The following is a 24443-nucleotide window of genomic DNA, read 5'->3' as shown; positions in this document are numbered from 1 at the left end:
GGACCCGCGCGAGCGGGTTCATTTTTTTTGTCCATATAAGTTAACTATGGGGTATTTACACTGGCTACTCCGATGACAGAATAACTTTCCGATCACTGTTATCCCCAGGTTTTTTGATTTCCTTTTGAAAAGGGTAAATCTGTTGATAGCGTATGCTTCCGATGCAGCTTTCTTTCAGAAAGCTTTTAGGCGACCGCTTCGCTTCTTCACGTTATTCAGTCCTCTTCGTTATCGTGTAAAATTTAATTATATTTCCTTATATAGGGCAATACAAAACCCCCACGGCGTAAACAAGCGCGCTGTGGGGGTTACCTGTGGTTCTATATTTTTTACAGTGATACAACCTGCATCTGTTTCTGCTTAAAATACACCCATTCAGTGAATCCGATCTCCAGCAGACGTGTACGAACATCATCCAGCTCATCTGCAACCCGCTGTGGTTTATGAGCGTCCGATCCAAAAGTCACCTTCACCCCATAATGATGGGCGCGTTCCAGAATGGCATCTGAAGGGTACCAGCCACCGCTGAGTTTGGTTTTGCCAGATGTGTTAATTTCGATCGCTACATTGGATTCTGCAATGACCTGCAACGTTTCATCAATGGCCTGATCCGCAATAATTTCGGAGAACGGTGGATAATTTCCTTTCATCGCGTCAATGTGTCCAAGAATCTGGAACATGCCGCTGCGTGCCGATTGCCGGATTAATGAATAATAGCTCTCTTTCACTTCAACTTTGCGAGCATCGCTCAGTCCGTTCCACCGCGTTTTGTTGAAGATGCTTACATCCTCGGTATGATGAACGGAACCAATAATATAGTCAAAAGGATACTGTCCCAGTGTGGTACGGTACAATTCTGCATGAACAGGGAAGTAATCCGATTCAATGCCGAGTAACACATCGATTTTACCAGCGTACTCCTCTTTCAGAGCAAGGACTTCTTTCACATAATGCTGCAATTCAGACTTGCCCATTGCGATCCGTGGAAATGCCTGCTCAAGCTCACTGCCAAAGTATGGCGTATGATCCGAGATCCCGATGGCCTGAAGCCCTGCCTTAATACCTGCCTCTATATAATCGCGGATGTTGCCGTCTGCGTGACCACAACGAAAATGATGGGTATGAAGATCAAATTTCATATGGAATCCTTCCTTTCTCATGGCTCATTGTCATTCTGAACTGATGAATTGGGTTTCCGGCATGCCTTTGAGGTCACTTATGAATTGCTGCATCGCGGAGTTGAGGTACCGGCTGGACTTATAGATGACACCAACAGGATGACTGACCTCCAGCTCACTTAAGGGTATCATACGCAATGTACCTTGACGCAACTCATGCGCAACAGATTGTTTGGAGATGACAGCTGCCCCGAGATCAATTTCGACCATCCGTTTCACTTCTTCGCTGCTGGACAACTCCATTACAATATTGGGTTCAATATTATGTTTCTTGAAAATGGTTTCCGTAAATCGTCGCCCTACGGTATCAGGAGACAGCAGAATCAATGGAGTGCTCCGGAGTACATCCACTGCAGCATGTTTTTTCTTCGCCAACGGGTGGGAAGGAGATACCACGAGTTCAAATGTGTCATAGTACAGCACAGACGTATTCAGGTTGGGATTACGCTCCGTGAGATAACCGATACCAATATCAACCAGACCATTTTCGACCTGGGTATAGATCTGTGATGAAGGAAGGGATTGAATACTGGTTTTGATGAGCGGGAATTGATCTTGGAAATAGGATAACACCCTTGGCAAGATCTGAATAGCAATGGAAGTCGTTGTGCCTAACACAATCCGTCCCTGAGGCGTTTCATCGAGATCAGATAATTTTTGTTTCAACTCATCAACGATGTCGAGCATCCGTTCAGCATGTTCCAGAAATACCTGTCCACGGTCTGTGAGGGTAACGGGTTGGTTACGATCCACAAGAACGGTGCTGAATTCGTCTTCGAGGCTTTTGATCTGGGCTGAGACGGCAGGCTGAGTCAAGTTGAGAAGTTCACCCGCTTTGCGGAAGCTCATCGTTTTGGAAATGGTAATTAGTGTCTCCAGTTGGCTTATGTTCATAGGTGGCCTCCTTGCAGGAAAAGTATCTTCGATATGTAGATGTGGTGTGATGAAATCCCGTAACTGGTTATTGTTCCGTTATCTTAAATTATAGGTGATTCAGGACAGCAGAGCAATGAAGGGAATTATCGGGAGTAAAAGTAGTTCAAGAGACTGTGAAAAAAACGTGAATACAAGAATTTGATTTTTTTAACAGTTATGAAAAAGCAGTAATAAAGTCCTAAATGCCTTTTACCACGCACGATGATCGAAATGCTTTCTTCAAAAGAAGTGAAAAGCTCCGTTTATTCGCTAGAATCAGCTATAAACATTTGCCCCACGGATGACGATAAATTATAGTACACATGATTTAACGAATTCTTAATGAATTCTTGTACGTGATAAAGTATAATAAATTTAATGAATATGGGACTTTTGGTGTGTGACCAATAACCCAGTGTGAGGGGGACATAGACAGTGAAAGCGGAAGTGATTAATCCTTTCCTGGAATCGGCACGGAACGTATTCGAACAGCTCATCCAGGTTTCGCCTTCCACCGGGAGTCTTGGCGTGAAAAATGTAGAGTTCATTGCAGACCATGTCTGGATCGTGATTGGAATGACTGGACAACTTAGCGGAAACATAGTATTTGGAATCAATGAACAAGTTGCATTGAAAATTGTATCTGCAATGATGGGCGGTTTTGTCATTACAGAGATGGATGAAATGAGCAAAAGTGCAATTTCGGAACTGGGTAATATGATCAGTGGTAATGCCAGCACCATCCTGTCGAACCAGGGTGTTGTAGTTGATATTACACCTCCACAAGTGATGAAGTCCGAACATCTGACCACATTTAGTGCAACAAAAGCACTGAGCATTCCTTTGCTGATGGATGGCATTGGTGAGATGGATATTCAGGTCATGATCTCGTAGAATAGAGCCATATGCCTCAAGAGGCAATATGTGTTCAATACGGGAGGACATCGGGTATGCTGAAAGACCAGGTAGTGTTTATTACAGGTGCATCGAGTGGTATCGGTGCGCTGTGTGCGCAGATGCTGATAGAAGAAGGAGCCATCCCGATTCTGGCTGCCCGTTCGCGGGACAAGTTGGAAGAGATTGGTGCTTCGCTGAAAGGGCCGCATGAATTACTCACACTTGATGTTACGGATAGTGAGCAGGTTCAGGCAGCTGTGGAGGCAATATTGCATAAATACGGACGAATCGACATTTTGTTGAACAACGCTGGTTACGGGAAATTCGCGGTAATGACGGAGATGTCTGTACAGGAATTCGATGAGATGATGGACGTGAATTACATGGGCATTGTCCGCTGCACCAAAGCAGTGCTTCCACAAATGCTGGAACGGGGCAAAGGTCAGATCGTGAACGTGGCCTCGATGGCTGGCAAAATCGGTACAGCCAAATCCGCTTCCTATACAGCAACGAAACATGCTGTGCTCGGATTTAGTAATGCGCTTCGTCAAGAGCTTCGCAAGACCGGCGTCATGGTGACAACGATTAATCCAGGTCCGATTGATACACCATTCTTCCAACGGGCTGACCCATCTGGCAATTATGTGAATAATGTACGTTGGATGATGTTGAAACCGGAAGATGTTGCGGGTCATATGATTCGGGCAATGAAAAAGCGCAAGGAAGAAGTGAATCTGCCAAGACTTGCTTCTGCTGGCATATGGCTGTACCAGCTATTTCCTCGTCTTGCAGATCGATTGTCGCACGGTGTAATGAATCAGAAGTAAATGTGATACGAGGCATCATATACGGGATGAGAGAAAGGCTCCGCCGAGGGGCTTTTCTTTTTTTTGGCGTGTTTACATACAATCCTGGAATAAGATTTGGTACACGGGCTTTTTTCGCATATAATGAAAGGTAATGTGATGACAGGCTTCGGTTATATCCGTACAAGCAACTTATATGTTCAACTAACATTTACACAATAACGGAGAGGACAGAAATAACCTGAAGAAGCGAAGCTAAAAGCTTTCTGAAAGAAAGCTGCATCGGAAGCATACGCTTCACCTTTATCAACGGATTTTTCCTTTTAAAAAAGGAATCAAAAAAAGCTGGGGATAACAGTGATCGGAAGGTTGTTCTGTCCTCGAAGTGTCAGTGTAAATAATGATTAGTTGAACTTATATAACATCAAAATGAATAATTTAAAAGGATGGACATACATGACGAATCAAACATTTGCTTCAATTGGCGTGGAACAGGATCTGGAGGCCGTTTTGGCGAAACATGGCATTAACGAACCTTCACCTGTACAGGCTCAGACCATACCAGTTATTCTGGAAGGCCGGGATGTTGTATCCAAATCCCAGACGGGAACAGGGAAAACGCTGGCATATCTCCTGCCAATGCTACAATCCATCAAAATGGATGTCAAAGGTACGCAGAAACTCGTTATTGCACCTACACAAGAGCTGGCGATGCAGATTGTACGTGAGGCACAGCGCTACGGGGAAGAACGCAAAATTGGTGTATTGGGTCTGATTGGTGGCGCGGCGGCAAAACGTCAGATCGAGAAGCTGCGTGAGCATCCACAATTGGTTGTGGGCACACCGGGACGACTGAAGGAATTGATTACACTCAAAAAACTGAAAATGCACAACGTCTCTACGATTGTTATCGATGAAGCGGACCAAGTGTTCCAACTTGGTGGCGTAAGTGACGTAAACTTTGTACTCAAAAGCGCATTGCGGGACCGTCAGTTGATCTTCCTGTCCGCAACGATTGATGAGCATACGGCTGGACTCGCGAAGCGTGAGATGAAAGAGCCTGTTCAGATCGGAATCGAACCGGATCGCGCTACGGCTGCGGGCCTTGAGCATTATTATTTTGTAGAAGAAAACCGTAACAAAATCGACATGCTGCGTCGTCTGGTTAGACAGTATAATCCGGATCGCGCAATCGTATTTGTGAATGCAACCGAAGATATTGGTGAAGTGGAAGCAAAAATGAATCATCTGGGCTTGTCCGCTGCTGCACTGTATGGGGATGCTGACAAAGTGACCCGAAGTAACGTATTGTCTGCCTTCCGTAATGGCAAACTGCAATTGCTGATTGCCAGCGAAGTCGCTGCCAGAGGACTGGATATCGAAGGATTGCCAATGGTCATTAACTATGACCCTGCCTTTGATTCGGAGCACTATGTTCACCGCGCAGGTCGTACAGGCCGAATGGGACGTTCGGGTATTGTACTCTCCATTGTGGATGAAACTCAGATTTTCATTATGCGCAAATTCGCTCGCGAGCTTGGAATCGAACTGTCAGAACGTGTACTCTTCGGCGGTAAAGTATTGGAGGCTGATCCGCGTCCGGATACGCGCCCGGAGGGACATTCGTTCTCCAGAAAACCAGGACAATCCAGAGATCGTAAACCAGGTCAGGGCAGCCGCAATGGCGGTACCCGAGCTACGATTTCCAATTCGCGTCCATCGGGCAGCAAACCTGCTGGCAATACAGGACGCACGGAGCGAGATCAGGATCGTAAAAACAAGGGAGCACCCAAGTGGAGTAAAGACAAAACGCCACGCTCCGAAGAATAGAATCTGACGAAAGGGGTGCAGGAATAGATGGAAAATGTTCAATCGCCTGTTCTGCAAATCAGCGGGCTAAGCGGAGGTTATAGTGCCAAACGGCCGGTCCTTCACGGTATCGATCTGGAAGTCGGACGTGGAGAGATGGTTGGACTAATCGGCTTAAACGGTGCTGGCAAAAGTACAACCATGAAACATATTCTCGGCTTGATGACACCTCAACAGGGTGAAGTACGAGTGATGGGCAAGAAGCGGGACGAGGATGCCCAGATCTATCAATCGGCCATGGCATTCGTACCGGAATCACCTGAACTGTATGATGAGATGACGGTAATGGAGCACCTGGAGTTTACGGCAAGAGCGTACAATGTGTCGGAGGCTGACTTCAAGCAACGTACGGAGAAATTACTGCAATTATTCCGTATGAATGAAAAAAGTACAAGTCTGTCGACTCACCTGTCCAAGGGCATGCGGCAAAAGGTCATGATTATGTGTGCTTTTGTGGCAGGACCGCCACTGTACATTATTGATGAGCCTTTTCTGGGGCTGGACCCGCTGGGTATTCGCTCCTTGCTTGATTTTATGCTTGAGATGAAAGCTTCGGGATCATCCATCCTGCTGAGTTCACACATTCTGTCCACGATTGAAAATTATTGTGACCGTTTTATTGTTCTGCACCGCGGACAGGTGATTGCTCAAGGGACATTGAATGAATTGCGCCTTCAATTCGGGGAATCGGATGCCACGCTGGAGCACATGTTCTATTCCCTAGTACAAGGCAGGGATTGAGCATGGATCTCAAGCTGCTATGGAAGCAAAGACGCACAGGATTCTGGAACGGAATTCTTCCTTATCTGGGATATGTCATCCAGAGCGGTGTAGCTATGGTCTTTTTATTTCTCGTCATTGCGTTCTCCGCCTGGTATACATCGTTTGTTCAGAACATTCCCGCAGAATTCCCGATTCGCTGGATTGCATTGTTACTGCTCGCGCCACTGGTGCTGTTTAGCAGTTATCGTACATATCTGCTTCCGGCAGATATTGTGTTCCTGCGACCACAGGAATACCGGATGCAGGAATATTTGAAGAACAGCTTTGCCCGGGGCATCATCTATAAAAGTCTGGGTCTGCTGCTTGTGTTTGTTACACTGTGGCCTCTCTATGTTAGAGCAGATCTGGATGCACGGCCATTTGGCTGGTTCATCGTATTCCTGCTGCTGTGGAAAGGGCTGTCCAGTTATGGAGCATGGCAAGAGCTAAGAATGGTTCAGGTCGGGGCATCAAGAGCATATCGTCTCTTGCGTTGGGCTCTGGCAGTGCTGGCGGTTGGCGCATGGCTGTGGCAACCACCACAGCGCAGCGTATGGTTCCTGCTGTTACTGGCTGTCGTCTATATCGTCGCCTTGCGTATACCGGTGAAACATAGGGTAGCGTGGGAACGACTGATTCAGGTGGAGCAGGGGCAGGCTGGCAGGGTGATGCGGACGCTCGGCTGGTTTGTGGATGTACCTTCATCCGGACAGAAAGTAAGTTCGCGTCGTTGGCTTAGCAAATGGGGGAGCGGTCTTCCATGGAACGCGGGGAAAGCTTACCGTTACTTAATAACCAAAACGTTTATTCGAACCGAAGTATTCTCCATCGTGTTGCGCCTAGTTGTATTGGGCATGTTACTATCCTGGTGGACAGCAGGCAGCTACTTTGGTGTAGGCGTGTATCTGTTCTTCCTGTTGCTTGCAGGTGTACAGCTTGGTGCGCTGCGCCGCAGTCATAGTGAATCGTTCTGGATCATGATCTATCCGATCTCGGGAGAGAGTCGTCGTTCTCAGGTGTTGGGGTTCATATTCCATCTACATGCGTTGGCTGCGTTGTTCATGTGGCTGCCTATGCTGGCTGCCGGAGCGAGTGGACTGACTGTCACCGGAGTAGCCCTTATTTTGGGCATACTGGTGATTGTGATTATGCGCCGTTCGCAAGGCAACAAGTGGTTGAAGGAAGAGGAAGATGAGTGAACGAATGATTGAACCTAATGTACCTCACTCCAGCCCAGATGGTGGTTGAGTTGGACGGTGATCATTAATAGAACAACAAAGAAGGGTATTCCGGGCTGTGTCCCGGAATACCCTTCTTCATGTTGCCATCAGATCACTTGCTTCTCCGCGCATGTGTGTGTATTCAGTACTAACAGAGGAATGATTTCGTGATAATAACGAGCAAGATGAACAGAACAAGAATGGCACCTGTGTTCGTAAATCCTCCGTAACCGCCGCATCCATAACCGCCTCTTGTATCTTCAACTCCAGACATGGTCATTCCCCTTTCAAGTGGTTGTTTGGCACGCCCTTGCGTACATCGTATACTATGTGCCTTGGGGGTGGGCTGATTGGGCCGATGCCCGGTAAAGCCAGAATTTCGAGCTTTTGGGCAGCTGTCCGGGTGTAGCAGTGATATCTGGCGAGTTGTAAAACACAAAAAGAACCAAAAACCCTCTATATATTCGGAGACATGTAACGTCGTCCCGGCATACAGAGGGTTCTTATATCATTCAGGGTTCAGGTCTGTTTTAACTAAGTCGTCCGCAGATCCTGAACTCCACGATAGACGGTTTCATACAGATCTTCCAATCCGGATTCTTCAATACAGGAGAATGCGATGCGCAGATCCGCTTCACCAAGCGCGATTGTACCCACGCCGTATTTGTGAAGTAGATGGCTCCGAAGTTCTTCAGCGCCAACTTCTTTCAGCTTCAGGCACATGAAGTAACCGGAGTTGAACGGATAATAATCCCATGCATCATCATACTTTCCGCTATCGAGAATGGCCTTCACTTTATTGGCGCGGCCTTTCATAATCTCGAACTTCTCCTGTTTCTGTGCTTCAAACTCCGGTGCTTTGAGTGCATCCAATACAAAAGTCTGGGAAGGATGCGGGCCGCTGGAGATCGTTGCCCGGATAATACCGAGTGTTTTTTGTTCCAATGCATGCAGAACGGCTGCATCTTCATGGGCATACGTAATGAATCCAACGCGGAAGCCCCATACGAACTCTTCCTTGGTTGCACCATCCACTTTTACGGTCAACACACGTGGATGAATGTTGGCAAGCTTGCCAAACAGGGATTCATGAATGGAATCTTCGAAGAACAGCCCAAAGTACGCATCATCTGTTACAGCAACCACGTTCACGCCAGCTTCAGCTGCCTGACGAATCGTGTTTACAATGGCATCTGCTTCTTTGGCTCCAGGCGTATAACCTGTAGGGTTATTCGGGAAGTTGAGCAGCACGATGGCTTTACCTTTGTCCTTTTGATCAAGCAACGCCTGAAGCAGACCGTCACTGTTGAAGTTCAATTGATCATCGAACAGGGGATAATGAACCAACTGGCCATGACGACGGATGCCGAAGGTCAGCTCGTAATTTTCCCAGTTTTTATCCGGATATATGACAGCGTCCCCTTCATCGGTGAACAGGTCGGCTACGATACTTAGTCCATGGGTTAATGCATTGGTTACAATCGGATTGCCGAATGTTTTGCCTTCCAGGGAAGGCGTCTCCTTCAGCATCTTGTCTCTCCAGACGGTCCGCAATTCAGGTTTGCCTGCAGGTGGAGCGTAAGGATACAGATCCTTTGGCTGGAATGCAGACAGCTTCTCCTGAATAACCTGGAGATGCATCGGCACACCACCCTCCAGGGCGATACCAATCGTGGCATTATGGGTCTTGGCCAAGCTTGCTGCTTCAGCAGATTGACTCAAAATCCCCTCTTTTGGAAAATAAATTTCTTTGCCAAGCTGTGACAGCATGGAGTAGACGTGACTGCTGCCTGTCTGAATACTTTCGTTCAACTGTTCAGCCAGTGGATTCATTCTTTTCATCCTTCCAAGTCTTTGTGATTCAACTGCCTAACATTATATCACCTTGACATGCCCCCGTCACGGAAATTACGCAATATGACAGTTATATCACTTTACCGCGTTGTTGCAGAGGGTTTCGAGGTGCGAATTAGCTGAATTTATCCTTGGATGAATCCTCTGAAAATGAAATTTATTGCTGATGAAATGGACAATATTTCTGCATCATCTCAGCGGTTTCAGCATCTCGTCCCTCATTGCGCTGTTCCAGTTCACCCCGTATATGATCCAAGCGTTCAATGGACCAATTTTGTCCGAATTTAAATTTGGCAGTGACTCGTTCGGGGATGATTCTTACAACGGCTACAGCTTTGAGGTTGCCTGTGTAACGCGGGTCAGTAGCATCAATCGGTACATATCCGCCTTGCGGCTGGAGTTTTTCCATGAATCGTTGCAGTACCTTAGCCTTAATGTCCAGATCCTTAACCGGTTCTGCCTGACCGAAGGCCATGACACTTTTGAAGAATGAAGTCGCTGGGCAAGCAAGCTCGGGATCACTGAAATAGGATGGAATCAAGGAGAATTCTTCAGCTACCGTGAAACTGACCGACGAATCCTGTTTGATCTGTTTCATCTTCTCGCCAGCCAGACTGCCGTGGAAATAAAAGCAACCGTCCATATAAACGAAATTCAGTGGCGTAACCCGTGGTTGTGCATCCGGACTGACCGTCCCCAGAAACCCGAAGGAGCACTGATCCAGAAATGCCGTAATTTCTTGTTCTTCATCTACTGTGAATTCTTTCCGTCTCATGTGTATTCCCCCATCAATGAAATGTATAATAGAACGCCATATCTTATGGATAACAATAGTTCATACATTGACAATGAAATAGATCCAATTTAGATTCACTTTAGTAGGCCAATTGGTCAGGATACATAATGAAGACGAATGAAGAGAGGTGCATGATGGAATTGTGGCTGCCGATGGATACCTATGAACTTCAGCATCGATACAAGTATGAGGCATTGTACCATGCGTTACGTGATGCCATTCATGCAGGCACATTGGCGGGAGGCACAAGACTTCCTTCCACCCGTGAGTTGGCAAGGCAATATGAGATGTCACGTGGCTCGGTAGCTCAGGTATACGACATGCTGCTTGCGGATGGTTATGTCCATGCGCATCGGGGAAGAGGTACCTTTGTAACCGAAACATTATCCGCCCAGGAAAATGAGAAACAGGAAGCCGTTCTCAGTCTCTCTCCCTGGGGCGAGCGGGTACAGAGGTTGAATACGCAACATGAGGTCCTGCGGACCACAATGTCTTCACCGAAGCCGTCCGTCATTGATTTTCAAATGCAGCGCATGCCTGCCGAACATTTCCCGCTAGGGGAATGGAAGAGTGCGCTCGCTGCTGTTCATCGCAGTGGTTGGCGAGAATCGAGCGGTGCAGCTGGTGATCCGGAACTGCGTGAGGCCATCGCCTCCCATCTCAGATGGACTCGTGGCATCCAGGCTGAAGCATCTCAGATTGTATTGTTCAGTGGGTCAATGCAAGGCATAACCTTACTGTCTCAACTGCTGATTACGGAGAATGCAGCAGTTGTATTGGAGAATCCGGGTTATCCGGGTATCGCCCATGCCGTCAAGTCCTGTGGCGGGTACATCATCCCGGCAGATGTGGATGCTGCAGGCATTATTCCGCAGCCTTGGGAGGCACAGACGTTATTTGTCACCCCTACCCGTCAGTTTCCAACAGGTGCCGTGCTGGGGTTGGACAGAAGACGTGCCTTGCTTGCGTGGGCCTCGAAGCGGAATGCGGTCATTATCGAAGACGATTATGACAGTGAATTCCGATGGGGCGGAAGACCAATTGAACCCCTCAAAGTGCTTGATCGTGAACAGCGTGTCATCTATGTCGGTTCATTCTCACAAACGATGGTTGCTTCGTTCCGACTTGGCTATGCCGTATTGCCACCTGGTCTGGTGGAACCTCTCCTTGCTGCCAAGGCGCTGTATGAGCCGGTACCTCCCGCGCTGTTGGAGCAGCGCGCACTGGCCAAATTTATGACCAGAGGGGGTTACCTGAGGCACTTACGGCGGTTAACCCGGTTATACGGGGAACGGCATGATTTTTTTGTCCGAGAGATGGAGCTACAGTTGCCGGAAGCATTCAAGATGCAGCTTGGTGATGCAGGACTGCATATCTACGCTACCTGGAATGGCGATGCAGACAGTTATCAGCGGTTTAAAAAGTTCGCTCGGGAGGATGGCATACTGTTTCGGGATGCAGAGCGATATCGGCTGACTTCAGGTCATCCGGCGGCCTGCTTTGCTTTTGCACATCTGGAGAAAGAAGAGATGACAGAGGGAATCCGGCGAATGCGGATAGCCTGGGAGAAGTGCACATTTTCGTTTCGGTGAATTCCGCTGTATAATAGGATAAGACATTTCGCTCCTGTAAGAGCAGAGATCATATATGAGCAAGTTGGATTGAATGATGCTAGATGCTGAAATACATATGGCCTTGATTGAAGATGTGAGATTCAGATCAGAATGATGCCATATGCAGAGAGATTAACTATCAAGGGGGAGTGGCGACATGCTGCAGGCATCGCCGTCATCATTTGTTATTTTGCCCGCTGTCGCCAAAATTGTCTGTGAACCGGGCTGGAAGTGGCAGAAGCGGGAAAAACCGATGCAAAACTATGATTTATTTTATGTATGGAGTGGTGAAGGAACGCTTGTACTGAATGACCAGTCGTATGAAGTTGGTAAGGGGAGTTGTTTTTTATTCAGGCCAGGAGATCATCCTACTGCAACACATAATAAACAAAAACCGTTGGTACTTACGTATATTCACTTCGATGTGGACGGACCTGTGACTGATGTGCCTCAGTCCTATCGTGAGGTACAGGAAACGGTGGAATTTGAGCACTTGCTGGCACGTTATGTAAGACTGTTCTTATCGGATGTGTACGGACGTGATGAAGAGAGTCGATTGATTCTGAAGCAATTGATGATTCATTTGCTGCGCGCCGATACGGAAGAACCTGTGGAGAAAAAGGTAAGCAACCAGTTGTCCGATGTTATCCAGGAGGTCGCCAATTATGTGCGTCAGCATCCAGGGATTACACATCGGGTGGAAGATCTGGCTGCCCGAGCGGGCTTATCGCCCCGGTACTTCTCGATCAAGTTCAAGGAACTGGTCGGATCATCGGTGCAATCTTATATTATCCGCATGCGTATTGAACGGGCGGAACATCTGCTGGTGCATACCGGCATGAATGTGACCGAAGTGGCAGATGCTCTGGGATACCGGGATATTTTCTTCTTCAGTCGTCAGTTCAAGCAGTATACAGGCAAAAGCCCGTCCGAGATTCGTTAAAATTCGGATGGGAAGAACATGACAACGTTTCAAGTCTGGAACGCAAGGGTAAATATCTAGCATTCCAGATGACCAAAAGGGGGAACTTGTGATGAACGGAAAACGTCGGGTCCGCAACCGGGGATGCTCTACGAAGGGATGCAATATTTTCCGGAACCGTCTGCGTCGTGTCAAACCGGCAGAAGACTTGCAAGATGTGTGGTTTTGAGGAGAACTCAGCAGACCAATAATGACGGAGCGAAGCTTCGTATTGCATGTATACATGGATCGATATGAAGACATAAAGAGGATGGCGCAATACCTGGTTACAGGTGCTGCGCCATCCTCTTTATTTGCGTATGGACCATTAATTCTTCGGTTTCAAACGTCCAAGCAATGCACCCATTTTGACCGAATCGCCTGGCTGTAGGCCTGGTTTTGGTTCAAATGTACCACTCTGCGTGAGCAGAACAACAGTGGAACCGAATTCAAAATAGGCCAGATCATCGCCTTGTGCCCAGGTACTTGTGTCCGCGTTAGCATACTGTATGCTACTCACGTTCATTGCACCCACTTTGACAACCGCCACTTCACCGTAATCGTGTGCGATATACGTAATGAGCCGCTCGTTTCGACTAAGCACGGATTTCATATGGGTCAGCCCAAAGTCATTCACGGGATAAACTTTGCCCTTGATGTGTTCGCTCTCTATTTTGCGGCCGCTGACAGGTGCATGAATGCGGTGATAGTCGCGAGGGCTGAGATAGAGAACGAATCCGTATCCGTGCTTGTACTTCTCCAAATGGGGAGAATGGTTTAATAATTCAGCAAGTGTATAATTTTGTCCCTTAACATTCAGGAGTGTCCCTGCAGATATTGGACCGGCTGCCGTAATCTTGGCATCTACCGGGCTGATCAGTGCATGCTCTGAAAGTTCCAACGGGCGCATGCCCGGCTTTAACTTGCGGGTAAAGAAATCGTTCAGTGAACGGTATTCCTTCCAATCTTTCTCGGCCTCCTGAACAGGGATGTCGTAGGTCCGGACAAAATAAGGGATAAATGCCTTACTTCCCCGGCTTTTGGAGAAGGCTCCCACAGTCCGGGAGATCCATTTGCGCGAAGAAAGCTCGGTCATTAATCGCAACAGCGTTTTTGCCATGAATATCCCCCTTAGGGTTAATGCGAACTTCAAGGCCGGCAAGACCGGCCGTTCTGCATAATATTGACACAGAATGCACACGAAATCAATATGATCTCCTATCGTATGTCTGCGGTTGTCTTGGAATTCTCGAATTCTGTTCCAGCAGCAGACGACCATAAGCCATGGGATTGCTGTACGTTGTCTTCCATTGTTCCGACATTCCCGCCTTGCGAAATCCATAACGCTGGTCGCGTCCATTACATTCAATAAAATAGATCTGGCCATTGCGCGTTATCCCGAGATCAAGGCCCAGATCAGCCAGATGTGGAAGACTGGCCGCTAATATACGGGCAATTCGGAGTGCAACGAATTCAATTCTGTGCTCCAGTCGGGCTAGATCAAATTCGGATTCCACTGCCCCACCAAGAGCCTCTGCAAGTTTCATGACTTTACCGCCTTGGGCGATGTTGGTGACAAACGTATGCGCAGGAGCCGCTTTGGCAAACATGCCTGTAATTCCCCACAAGCCATCACCGCCACGCTGTACGGATACCCTCAGATCGACCGGTCTGCCCTCATAACGCACCAGAGGGATACGCTGTTCAATGAGGTAGGCATGACGAAAGATCCGCCTTAGGGTGGAGGAAGGAAGCTGTCCTTTGCTCAATCGGAAGGTTGCCCATCCTCTACGTGCAGCCTTCGTCTCACAGGTTAGTTTCCACTGTCCATCTCGTTCAAAGACACGCATAATACCATGACCGATGCTACCGCTGCATGGTTTGATGACCAGGTCATCATAATGTTCCATCATATAGGCCAGAGATTCTGGCGTAGCTTTAACGGCATGGGGCAGGTGTTCTCTTAAGATGAGATCCTGATGAAGCATGTCATGAATGTGATCTTTACGGTACCGGTTGCGAACGTTGAATACCTGAATGCCCTGCAACATCAGCTTGCTGATCTGATGCTGTTCTGTCCGTCGAAGCTGAAGTGAACGGTTATGAATGACGGAGGGCAATAACATGCGCTCGCGAACATATCTGCCTTCTTTTTTTACATAGGCTAAACATGTTTTTTGATCCGAATCAATATCTTCCAGCCGCAAAAAGCAGGGGGTTAATCCATAACTGGCCGCTGCCTGTTCATAATTCGCGAGTGATTCCTGACCGGTCCTTCCGGCCGGTATCCCCCGGTACATGCGTGAATCGAACATAATACCGATCGTTTCTTGGAGCATGACCGTTCCTCCTTCGATGTTATCGCGACCATGGATCGTCCATTCATGGAATGCCGGCCTGTCACCGCATGGCTCAGACATCGCGATAACGCAGACCGGTGTGTAAGTGCATCGCTATGCACGAGCGTTAGCTTAGGTCATGACTGAAAACTCCGAAGGAAGCAGGTTTGGCCGAATTTTCGTTCCAAGCAAGGGAAAGTGCCGCAGCACGGGGAGAAAAGACGGTGAACGATGTACTTCAGGAGTTCTCAGACACGACATAGACATAATATTCTATGACATGATTGGGACGGGGGCGTGGACAGCCGCCTTTCCTCTACCATCCTGACACGCCTATTTCCACGAAGTTCATCGAACCTTCCTGTCTTGATGCCTATACATTGGTGCTCTGGCATTCGCAAAAGTCATAAATGAAGTGGCAGATGCCCATATGGAAGCATATGATGCCGGAGATGAACGTTTGAGGAAGGAGCAAGCTGCATGAGTAAAAATGGCAAAAAGAAGGTTCCGACGCCGAAACTGCGGCATGTGAGCCCAAAATTCAAGGAATTGGAACTGACGGATCGCAGGGCAGACAAGATGAATTCCGGTTTCACTGTGAATAGGGAAGAACGATTGAATACGAATAAAAGGGATTCGAGAGCTGTTCAGGCTTCGGAAGAATTCCTGCTAGAATCAACAGAACTACCTGCAACAATGAACGAGTTGGTGGAGCTAGAGACCGAAGCCGAAATCAAGACGGACCACGTAGCGTCTGATAGTAAGGAAGTTGAGACGCAAGATGACTCCGAAAAGCAGCTTCAGGTTAGCAGCGTGGCTCCGCCCGCTCTGGTAGAAGAGCAGGACATTAACAAGCAGGACATCAACAAACAAGAGATCACAAACAGGGATCGGCTGCAGATCCTGAACCAGAACCAGATGCCGGGTCATACCGGACATTACATCTACACGGATGATTTGAGTGAATTTGCTGTTACGGAGAGCAAACTGGCTCCTTTCTCTGTGGATGCCTCCAAGCTGAAACCGGATGCGGTCGGCAGTGAAGCATTGCAGGATTATGCAGTGACCAGCATTCATATTGCAGACGGGGCCATTGTTTCCGCGAAACTTGCAGAAGCGTCGGTATCTGAGGAGCACTTGATTGACGGTTCTGTATCTGGTCACAAAATACGAAATGCTTCTATCGCCGGTGAGAAAATCAGAGATGGCAGTATAACTTCTCAGAAGCTTGGCAATCAGGTCATCGATTCGACCAAAATTGCCGATGGTTCGATCGGCACAAGACATCTCAGCCGCATGCTGGTAACGGAAGAGTTAATCAAGAATCATGCCGTAACTGGAGACAAGATCGCGATTAGCGGCGTGGATACAAGGCACCTCACCGGAGGAGCAGTGCATACTTCCAAACTGGCTGATGATGCGGTGACTACATCCAAAATCCGTGAAGCTGCTGTCACAGGCAGCAAAATTGAAGAACTATCCATCGAGTCTCACCATATTCAGGCAGGTGCTGTTAAACAGACTCATCTGGCAGAAGGGGCTGTCGGCCGTTCACAACTATCGAGTGGCAGTATTGGAAGTGACCAGATTGAGGATGGGTCCATACAAACTAGACATTTGGCTGAGGGTTCACTAAGTGGAAGACATCTACTGGACGGTTCAATCGGTTCAAGCCAGATTCGCGCTCATGCCGTTGGCAAGGAACAGATTGGCAATGGAGAAGTGGGCAGTGAGCATTTGACGGAAGGTGCAGTAACCAGCAGCAAACTGGCAGACCAGTCTGTTGGAACAGCAAAATTGCTGGAGCAATCCATTACGGCTTCCAAGATCGCTGATCAAAGCATCATTTCTTCCAAAATTGCGGATGAAGCCGTACAGGGTAAACATCTTGCCAAAGGTTCCATTCGTGCGGAACACATTGCAAATCGGGGAATCACGCCAGTACATGTGGATAATTCCGCAATTCATTCCATTCATATTGCTAGTGGAAGCATCGAGGCAACTCATCTGTCGACAGGAAGTGTATCCGGAGATGCACTCGCAGATGGCGTAGTATCTGAGCGGCATCTTGCAGAGACCTCCGTAGGTACGTATGAATTGCAGGATGCTGCTGTTACAGATGTTAAGCTCGCGGATGGAAGTGTGACAACAGAAAAGCTTGGAACGGCATCGGTGAGCAGCAGAGTGCTTGCCCCGGGAAGTGTTAGTTCCTCGCATCTTGCGAACGGTGGAGTCACAGGTACACATCTCGCTCCAGGGAGCGTGGGTTCCGAGGCCCTGAGGCCGTATGCAGTGAAATCAGATCATCTGACAGAACATGCCGTAGGCGCACCTCATCTTCAACCAGGCAGTGTTGAAACAGATGCTATTGCACGGGCGGCGGTCACAACGGAAAAATTGGCTCCTGGCAGTATAACTTCAGCCCAGTTGGCTGGTGGGTCCATTTTTCCACCTCATCTAACCGATCATGCGGTTACCTCACCGAAGCTCTCACCAGAGAGTGTTGCCACAGATAAACTGGCGGATTTTGCAGTTACGTCAGCTAAACTGGCAGACGGAAGCGTGACTTCTTCCAAAATTATGGCAGAAAGTATTAATGCCAAACATATTCCAGCCGGAACGATTCGCGGATATCACCTGAAGCAGCATGCCGTTTCCCTGGAACATTTGTCGGAGGAAATACGCACACCGGAATTATTTGCTGATGGAAGTATTACGGGAAACAAACTTCGGCACGGGTCCGTAAGTGCGGACCATTTGGCAGCAGACTCGGTATCCGGGACAGAACTGCAACAGGGTGCTGTAGGTAGCGAGCACTTGCAGCCATCTGTAGTACAATCCGTGCATTTGGCTGAAGGCAGCGTGAAAGCTGAACATTTGGGAACTCAAGTAATAAGCTCACAGCATCTGAAGGCAGACATCATTCATGCGGAGCATATTGCTGAACAGGTGGTCACATCACATCACTTGGCACCTGGATCTGTCGAAACAGACCATCTGGCCCCTTTATCCATTACAGCGGCTCATCTTCAGCCAGGTTTGATCAGTGGTTTGCATCTCCAGGCAGAGTCGACAAGTGCTGTTCATCTGCAGCAAGGAGCTGTACATTCCCGTCATATTCAGGATGGTGAAATTCTTCCTCATCATATCCATGAACGCAGCATCGGAACGTCTCATCTGGAAGAAGAGGCGGTAAGTACGATTATTTTGCAGGATGAATCCGTAACACGCTCCAAACTAGCAAGCGGTAGTGTTGATGGCAGCAAATTAGCTGCAGGGGCAGTATCAGCTACTCACATTGCCAACGAAAGTGTGCAAACGCGTCATATCCAGGAAGGAGCAATCCTGGCTGATCATATTCAAGAATGCAGTATTGGCTCAATTCATCTGGATGAGGAGTCCGTGAGTGAGTTTCATCTGCAAAATGGATCTGTTACGAGTGCCAAACTGGCGGACGGCAGTATAAATGGCAGCAAGTTACTCGAAGGTACGGTATCGGGGATGCATATTGCATCCGAAAGCGTGCAATCCGAGCATATTCAGGCAGACGCCATTCATGCTGGACACATCCAGGAACGAAGCATCGGCACAATCCATCTGGAAGAGGAAGCAGTAAGTGCCGTTCATCTGCAAAATGGGTCCGTCGTCAGTGCCAAACTGGCCGACAGCAGTGTAACCGGCAGCAAATTGCTCGAAGATGCGGTGTCGGGAATCCATATCGCATCCGAAAGTGTGCAATCCCGCCATATTCAGGAAGGAGCAATCCTGGCTGACCATATTCAGGAGCACAGCATCGGCATGTATCACTTGGAAGAGGAAGCGGTAAGTGCCATTCATCTGCAAAATGGGTCTGTCACAAGTACCAAGTTGGCCGACGGCAGTGTAACGGGCAGCAAGCTGCTTGAAGGATCGGTATCGGATATCCACATGGCAGATGATAGTGTGCAATCCCGTCAGATTCAAGCAGGAGCCATTCATGCTGATCATATTCAAGAGCGGAGCATCGGCACGGCACATTTGGAAGAGGAAGCGGTAAGTGCTATTCATTTGCAAAATGGATCTGTCACAAGTGCCAAACTGGCGGATAACAGTATAACGGGCAGCAAGTTACTCGAAGGCACGGTATCGGGGATTCATATCGCATCGGACAGTGTACAATCCGGGCATATTCAGGCAGGAGCCATTCATGCTGATCATATTCAGGAGCGAAGCATCGGCACAACCCATCTGGAAGAGGAAGCGGTAAGTGCCGTTCATCTGCAAAATGGATCGGTCACAAGTGCTAAATTGGCTGACGGTAGCATAAACGGCAGCAAATTGCTCGATGATGCTGTATGCGGGAGCCATATCGCATCCGAAAGTGTGCAAACTCGCCATATCCAGGCAGGAGCAATCCTTGCTGATCATATTCAGGAGCATAGCATCGGTACGTCCCATATAGAGGAAGAGGCAATAAGTGCGGTTCATCTGCAAGATGGGTCAATAACGGGTGCCAAACTGACCGATGGCAGTGTAACGGGCAGCAAATTGCTTGAAGATGCGGTGTCGGATGTCCACATTGCAAATGGAAGTATACAATCCCGTCATATCCAGGAGAGAGCCATACATGCTGACCATATTCAGGAGCGTAGCATTGGGATCTCTCACCTCAAAGCAGAATCGGTAAGTGCGATTCACCTGCACAATGGTTCCATAACAAGTGCCAAAATGGCGGACGGCAGTGTTAACGGTAATAAATTGCTTGAAGGTGCGGTATCGGCTATCCACTTGGCAGACAACAGTGTGCAATCTAGGCATATTCAGGATGGATCGATCCTTGCTGAACATATTCAAGAACACAGTATTCGCACAACCCATCTGGAAGAAGAAGCGGTAAGCGGTGTTCATCTGCAAAATGGGTCCGTCACTAGTGCCAAATTGGCCGATGGCAGCGTGAACGGCAGCAAACTGAGTGATCAGAGTATTACTTCCAATCACTTAAATGCAGGGATTGTAGGTCCGGCACATTTGAGCGAAGAGATATGGAATGCGATTCGTCAGTTCAGTGGAGAAACGCTGGAGCAACTGGCAGCGATCCGAAGACAAGAGGGATTAATTCAAACGGAGAGCGAAGCAGCAGAGCCTTTACAGCAGACCCTGGTCGAAGGAATACCCGGTCCTGTTCTGGAAGTAACACAAATTCACGAGACATCGAATCAGGAGCCGGAGCAACAACAAGAGTTGCTATCTCCAAGTGATCAGCTTGGCGAACCAGAGGCGGCCTTGTTCACCACAGAACAGGCAGATCAGGCTCAGCAACCGCAGCTTGAACAGTCACAGGAGAACGCTGGAACGACGGAGTTTGTGTTAAGTGAACAATCGGTTACACAGGAGCATCTGTGTAATGATGCCGTAGGCAGCAGCCAGTTGCAATCGGGGGCAGTTCAGGCCAAACATCTGGCCTTCCAACCCGTTCGCAGCGTAAGCAAGCAACCGGTTGTACAACAATTCGGAATGGAAGCTTTTGTCCTGCCAGAGAGTGAAGGAAGCACAGAGGTAACCGTTGTTTTTGAAGAGTCATTTGCTTCAGAACATTATGTGATTGTGGGTATGAGCAATGATCGGGGATTCCAGATTTCCCTGCTCTCGCAAAGTGAAGACGAAGCAGTGCTTGAGGTGTCGCGTACGGCAGATTGCAAGCATACGTACGGGTTATTGTCATGGATTGCTGCGGGACCTTCGCAAGGATAGTGCAGGATGTTGTATCCTTATTACACGAATGACAAAAGCGGTGTCCAGAGTTGTCCGGGACACCGCTTTTGGTTAGAACTAAGCTTAATCCGTTCGGACGGTGGGGGGTGTCTGAACGTTTGGATACCATTAGGATGATTACATTATAAGTTCAATCACGATAAAGTAAGATTTTACAGGCCCACAGCTTGATATGCTTTGGTAATGGCAGTAGCTTCAGCAGAATTCGCTCCGTACAGATCTTTGGCTGCTTGAATGGTAGCTGTTTTGGCAGCGGCAAATTTGGACGTTGGTGTCAGGTAGTTCACCAGTGTGCTGTAGAAAATCTGGATCGCTTTATCCCGGCCGATTCCGGTAACAGTCACACCATTATGTGTTCCGCCCTGAGCAGCAAGGTAATAGGCTTTGTTGATGATACCACTGTTGATATGGACACCGCCGTTGTCCTGTGTGCCTGTGTAGCGATCGCTGTATTTGTCAGGTTGACCATATAATGTAGGATTGGAGAGGGAGCGCAGTGCATCTCCTGGAATGTTAGGTGTGTAGATATCATCACCGAGCAGCCAGTTTTTGCTTTGAATCGTATTACCGAAAATATCGGCAAAGGCTTCGTTGAGTGCACCTGGTTCATTACGATACTCCAGATTGGCCGTATATTCAATGACACCATGCGTCAATTCATGACCCACAACATCGAGATCACCAGACAGGGATCGGAACGTCGTTCCATCTCCGTCACCAAAGACAATCTGTGCTCCGTTCCAGAAGGCATTATTGTAGTTGGAGCCGTAGTGTACGGTGGATCTAATCAGCAATCCGTTACCATTAATCCCGTTACGGTTGAATTTGCTTTTGTAGAAATCATACGTAGCAGCTGCATGGGCGTGAGCATCTACACCAGCACGATCGGTCCATACATTATCCGAATCCGTGAGCAAGGTACCCGGAAGCGAGGAGCCATTGTTCGCTGTGTACGTTTGGATGCCATTGCCGCGAGTGGTGTCTTTCAGTTGGTAGGTGCTGCCGGATTGGGTGGTTGTCAGTGTTTTGGTATCACCGAGTACGCCTGTACCTGTTCCAGTGGCAAAGTTAATGAGGTCAAACTGGGATACGATACTGCCATCTACTGCATTGATGAAATATTTGGTCCGTAAAGGGGCAGGTTCCAGTACGTTTACTTCCGTAATGTAAACTAGATACGTCTGTCCATCTTCTTCATGATGATAGATGTTCAATTCAGCCTGAGGTGTGATCTCCGGGGCACCAAGCTCTCCAATCCGAGAGGTTGCTTCTTCGGTTGCAATCTGGATTGCGTCTTCCCCGCTGATCTCGGCTACACCATCGTTCGGAATGGCCTGCTCTTCAATCGGTGGAAGATCGCCAAGTGCAGAGCTCACGGCTCCAGTTTTGTCCAGGTGAACCGTCTGTTCTGCACCATATACCGGGATACCTTTAATATACTGTTTCAGACGGAAGTGCCTCACACCAGATGTATCTGTGTTTCTTTTGATAATTTTGAGCTGGGATTTCACATCGGAATTCAGGAATTGTTCCTGCTGTCCAAGGTAATTGTAGATGGTGTCATCTGTTCCACTGTTCAATGGAATACCCTCCTCGGAGGCATAAGGGGCCTGAAGTGGAATGGATTGATCAGACAATGGAGCTGCAGTAGCAGAGGATACGGAAGCGAGCAAAAGAGCTCCTCCAAGAATTGTTGGCATAACTTTGGCGAATTTCATAGTAAACTCTCCCATTCTTTAGCTTATTTTTTGGTTGGAAAATGATCATGCCAATCTCGGTTGGAATTCCGTCTGCAACTAGGCAGCGCGGAGTGTGGGGCTGAACCTGAAGCGTGGAATCAGACAAGAAACGATTGGAACAAAATTGGCTTGGGCCTTAGCTCGGGAGGTGTTAAGTACGACACCAAACGAAAGGGTGACCGTTTTATTCAGTTCAGTCCGAAGGTTTAATCGTCTATTGTGCTCCACTTTCAGAAAGCCGGGGGTTGTCCAATTGCGCGGGCAGAAGATTCGTTTACGAAAAACTGGGGTGTTCAATCCGGGTTTGCATAAATGACGAAGGCAGTGTGTTCTGAACGGCATCACTCCTCTCAAGAGTAGAATGAATCGGTTTAACAGGTTCTGTGAATGAGATCATTATCTAATCAACCTAAGGTCAATAAATAGATTCGCAAAGACAAATGGGAACTTATGTTCATCATAAGGTTATTTTTGTAAATAAAACTGCTTGGAACGTATATTATCACAGTGTAAAACTTTGGAAAAGATGCAAATTTAGATTTTTTTTAAAATTGTGTCTGAAGTAGGGGAGAGGTAGCGTTTTTCACATATTTTGACGTATTTTGTCTAAAATCAAGGCCTGTACCCTCGTGTTCACAGAGAGAACCTGCTTCGTGCAAGGACATACGCCGTTTCCACTGCTCCACGAATACATAGAATAACGTGTACTCCCTTGGCATGCCGATGATTGAATGCGGGAGGTGAAACTGTTGCGCAAAACCCGTACCACAGCACGTTATGCAGCCCGCTCAAATGAGACACGCAGAAAAACAGTGCTGAAGAAACGAAGAGGGAAGTCTGGACACAAAAAGGGTACAAAGGCCTATACGTTCGTTATCCCATCCAGACAGCTGATGTCAAAGGCTAGGGATGGAGTAGAGAATGGAGCGGAAAATGGCATGAGTGATGCACCTGCCCATGGGGATGGTTCTCAGCGTCCGCTGCTGTCGGTGATTATCCCTGCTATGAATGAGGAGAAAACGATTGGTACAGTTGTACGTGAAGCGCTGCGGATATGCCGTGATGCTGAGGTGCTTGTCATTGTGAATGGCTCAACAGACGGCACGGCTAACGCAGCCAAACGAGCTGGAGCACGAGTGCTTACGTATGCAGAAGCACTGGGGCATGATGGAGGACGAAAAGTAGGCGCAGAGGCGGCCTGTGGTCAGGTTTTGCTTTTTACTGATGCAGATATTTCCATTCCTGCAGAGCACCTTGCACCTTATGTGAAAGCTGTGCTGAAGGGAACGGATGTGGCACTTAACGACTACCATGGGCCAGTTACTCGTCATCCTGTTCATCCGGTCGTGGAGGCCAAACACATGTTGAACAGCATACTCGCAAGATCCGATCTCCGGGGGGCATCCATGACAGCTATCCCACATGCAATAAGCCGAAAAGGACTTGAGGTCATGGGAATATCCTCACTGGAAGTTCCGCCACTCGCACAAGCCAAGGCTGTGATCGGTGGACTTCGGGTACGCGCTGTTCACCACGTACCTGTGGGTAGAATGAATGCAGTACGAATCAAAAAGCGAAGCGGACCTGATCCGCTAAGTCAAGTGGTGCTGAATGATCATATGGCAGCGATTAAGTGGATTACGGATACGCTCGGCCCCCGCGGAGGGTATACCGATCTGAAACGTGTTCGCAACCTGGCGAGGTAAGCATGTCGCATCGGATGATGCAACATGCTGGAGGTGA

General features: G+C 48.2%; 17 protein-coding genes. 9 read left to right on the top strand and 8 right to left on the bottom strand.

From position 1 onward, the window contains the following. Positions 1-329: 329 nt before the first annotated feature. Positions 330-1139 (bottom strand): histidinol-phosphatase, encoded by an 810-nt coding sequence (locus MKX40_RS25165; protein WP_339237417.1) that lies wholly within the window; start codon positions 1137-1139, stop codon positions 330-332. A gap of 30 nt (positions 1140-1169) precedes the next feature. Beyond that, a complete protein-coding gene (locus MKX40_RS25160) occupies positions 1170-2072 on the bottom strand; it encodes a LysR family transcriptional regulator (RefSeq protein WP_036605798.1) in 903 nt (300 codons plus the stop codon). A 456-nt stretch (positions 2073-2528) separates the two neighbouring features. On the opposite strand from MKX40_RS25160, the gene MKX40_RS25155 reads away from it, so the two are divergent. The 5 genes from MKX40_RS25155 (at position 2529) to MKX40_RS25135 (ending at position 7626) form a co-directional block, all read left to right on the top strand. Continuing rightward, positions 2529-2987 carry a chemotaxis protein CheX gene (locus MKX40_RS25155; protein WP_062837913.1) on the top strand — a complete coding sequence of 153 codons (459 nt, stop codon included), beginning with the start codon at positions 2529-2531 and terminating at the stop codon, positions 2985-2987. A 56-nt stretch (positions 2988-3043) separates the two neighbouring features. Beyond that, positions 3044-3817 carry an SDR family oxidoreductase gene (locus MKX40_RS25150; RefSeq protein WP_339237415.1) on the top strand — a complete coding sequence of 258 codons (774 nt, stop codon included), beginning with the start codon at positions 3044-3046 and terminating at the stop codon, positions 3815-3817. Positions 3818-4252: 435 nt separating this feature from the next. Further along, complete coding sequence (locus MKX40_RS25145; protein WP_339237413.1) at positions 4253-5626, top strand: DEAD/DEAH box helicase; 1374 nt, start codon at positions 4253-4255, stop codon at positions 5624-5626. A gap of 27 nt (positions 5627-5653) precedes the next feature. Further along, positions 5654-6406 (top strand): ABC transporter ATP-binding protein, encoded by a 753-nt coding sequence (locus MKX40_RS25140; protein ID WP_253440582.1) that lies wholly within the window; start codon positions 5654-5656, stop codon positions 6404-6406. A gap of 2 nt (positions 6407-6408) precedes the next feature. Then, positions 6409-7626: an ABC transporter permease gene (locus tag MKX40_RS25135; protein ID WP_339237408.1), complete on the top strand. Its 1218-nt coding sequence runs from the start codon at positions 6409-6411 to the stop codon at positions 7624-7626. 169 nt (positions 7627-7795) lie between these two features. On the opposite strand, the gene MKX40_RS25130 is transcribed toward MKX40_RS25135, so the two are convergent. The 3 genes from MKX40_RS25130 to MKX40_RS25120 form a co-directional block, all read right to left on the bottom strand. Further along, entirely contained in the window at positions 7796-7921 is a 126-nt protein-coding gene (locus MKX40_RS25130) for a YjcZ family sporulation protein (protein ID WP_206759599.1), read from the bottom strand. Between the two features lie 260 nt (positions 7922-8181). Then, positions 8182-9480 carry an aminotransferase class I/II-fold pyridoxal phosphate-dependent enzyme gene (locus MKX40_RS25125; protein ID WP_339237406.1) on the bottom strand — a complete coding sequence of 433 codons (1299 nt, stop codon included), beginning with the start codon at positions 9478-9480 and terminating at the stop codon, positions 8182-8184. 178 nt (positions 9481-9658) lie between these two features. After that, positions 9659-10276: a pyridoxamine 5'-phosphate oxidase family protein gene (locus MKX40_RS25120; RefSeq protein WP_339237404.1), complete on the bottom strand. Its 618-nt coding sequence runs from the start codon at positions 10274-10276 to the stop codon at positions 9659-9661. Positions 10277-10431: 155 nt separating this feature from the next. On the opposite strand from MKX40_RS25120, the gene MKX40_RS25115 reads away from it, so the two are divergent. Both MKX40_RS25115 and MKX40_RS25110 read left to right on the top strand, forming a co-directional pair. Beyond that, complete coding sequence (locus MKX40_RS25115; RefSeq protein ID WP_339243197.1) at positions 10432-11889, top strand: PLP-dependent aminotransferase family protein; 1458 nt, start codon at positions 10432-10434, stop codon at positions 11887-11889. A gap of 178 nt (positions 11890-12067) precedes the next feature. Continuing rightward, positions 12068-12853 (top strand): AraC family transcriptional regulator, encoded by a 786-nt coding sequence (locus tag MKX40_RS25110; RefSeq protein ID WP_105601246.1) that lies wholly within the window; start codon positions 12068-12070, stop codon positions 12851-12853. Positions 12854-13199: 346 nt separating this feature from the next. Here MKX40_RS25110 and asd read toward each other — a convergent pair whose 3' ends face one another. Both asd and MKX40_RS25100 read right to left on the bottom strand, forming a co-directional pair. Next, positions 13200-13991, bottom strand: a complete 792-nt coding sequence (gene asd, locus MKX40_RS25105) for an archaetidylserine decarboxylase (RefSeq protein WP_339237400.1) — start codon at positions 13989-13991, stop codon at positions 13200-13202. 85 nt (positions 13992-14076) lie between these two features. Beyond that, the gene (locus tag MKX40_RS25100) at positions 14077-15210 is read right to left on the bottom strand and encodes a YheC/YheD family protein (protein WP_339237397.1); all 1134 of its coding nucleotides are present in this window, start codon (positions 15208-15210) and stop codon (positions 14077-14079) included. A 480-nt stretch (positions 15211-15690) separates the two neighbouring features. On the opposite strand from MKX40_RS25100, the gene MKX40_RS25095 reads away from it, so the two are divergent. After that, positions 15691-20940 (top strand): WIAG-tail domain, encoded by a 5250-nt coding sequence (locus MKX40_RS25095; RefSeq protein WP_339237395.1) that lies wholly within the window; start codon positions 15691-15693, stop codon positions 20938-20940. 173 nt (positions 20941-21113) lie between these two features. On the opposite strand, the gene MKX40_RS25090 is transcribed toward MKX40_RS25095, so the two are convergent. Next, complete coding sequence (locus MKX40_RS25090) at positions 21114-22679, bottom strand: M4 family metallopeptidase (RefSeq protein WP_339237393.1); 1566 nt, start codon at positions 22677-22679, stop codon at positions 21114-21116. A gap of 770 nt (positions 22680-23449) precedes the next feature. On the opposite strand from MKX40_RS25090, the gene MKX40_RS25085 reads away from it, so the two are divergent. Continuing rightward, positions 23450-24406 carry a glycosyltransferase gene (locus tag MKX40_RS25085; RefSeq protein ID WP_339237391.1) on the top strand — a complete coding sequence of 319 codons (957 nt, stop codon included), beginning with the start codon at positions 23450-23452 and terminating at the stop codon, positions 24404-24406. The last annotated feature ends 37 nt before the right edge of the window (positions 24407-24443 follow it).

Origin of the sequence: Paenibacillus sp. FSL R5-0517, from assembly GCF_037974355.1 — a bacterium.
Taxonomy (GTDB): domain Bacteria; phylum Bacillota; class Bacilli; order Paenibacillales; family Paenibacillaceae; genus Paenibacillus.
The sequence above is the reverse complement of the archived record's forward strand: the minus strand, read 5'-3'. Positions and strand labels throughout refer to the sequence as shown.

Coding starts and splice junctions, on each gene's coding strand:
- MKX40_RS25110 (WP_105601246.1), top strand. CDS start 12,068: ATGCTGCAGGCATCGCCGTCATCATTTGTTATTTTGCCCGCTGTCGCC.
- MKX40_RS25140 (WP_253440582.1), top strand. CDS start 5,654: ATGGAAAATGTTCAATCGCCTGTTCTGCAAATCAGCGGGCTAAGCGGA.
- MKX40_RS25130 (WP_206759599.1), bottom strand. CDS start 7,921: ATGTCTGGAGTTGAAGATACAAGAGGCGGTTATGGATGCGGCGGTTAC.
- MKX40_RS25125 (WP_339237406.1), bottom strand. CDS start 9,480: ATGAATCCACTGGCTGAACAGTTGAACGAAAGTATTCAGACAGGCAGC.
- MKX40_RS25115 (WP_339243197.1), top strand. CDS start 10,432: ATGGAATTGTGGCTGCCGATGGATACCTATGAACTTCAGCATCGATAC.
- MKX40_RS25120 (WP_339237404.1), bottom strand. CDS start 10,276: ATGAGACGGAAAGAATTCACAGTAGATGAAGAACAAGAAATTACGGCA.
- MKX40_RS25095 (WP_339237395.1), top strand. CDS start 15,691: ATGAGTAAAAATGGCAAAAAGAAGGTTCCGACGCCGAAACTGCGGCAT.
- MKX40_RS25090 (WP_339237393.1), bottom strand. CDS start 22,679: ATGAAATTCGCCAAAGTTATGCCAACAATTCTTGGAGGAGCTCTTTTG.
- MKX40_RS25165 (WP_339237417.1), bottom strand. CDS start 1,139: ATGAAATTTGATCTTCATACCCATCATTTTCGTTGTGGTCACGCAGAC.
- MKX40_RS25100 (WP_339237397.1), bottom strand. CDS start 15,210: ATGCTCCAAGAAACGATCGGTATTATGTTCGATTCACGCATGTACCGG.
- MKX40_RS25135 (WP_339237408.1), top strand. CDS start 6,409: ATGGATCTCAAGCTGCTATGGAAGCAAAGACGCACAGGATTCTGGAAC.
- MKX40_RS25145 (WP_339237413.1), top strand. CDS start 4,253: ATGACGAATCAAACATTTGCTTCAATTGGCGTGGAACAGGATCTGGAG.
- asd (WP_339237400.1), bottom strand. CDS start 13,991: ATGGCAAAAACGCTGTTGCGATTAATGACCGAGCTTTCTTCGCGCAAA.
- MKX40_RS25160 (WP_036605798.1), bottom strand. CDS start 2,072: ATGAACATAAGCCAACTGGAGACACTAATTACCATTTCCAAAACGATG.
- MKX40_RS25150 (WP_339237415.1), top strand. CDS start 3,044: ATGCTGAAAGACCAGGTAGTGTTTATTACAGGTGCATCGAGTGGTATC.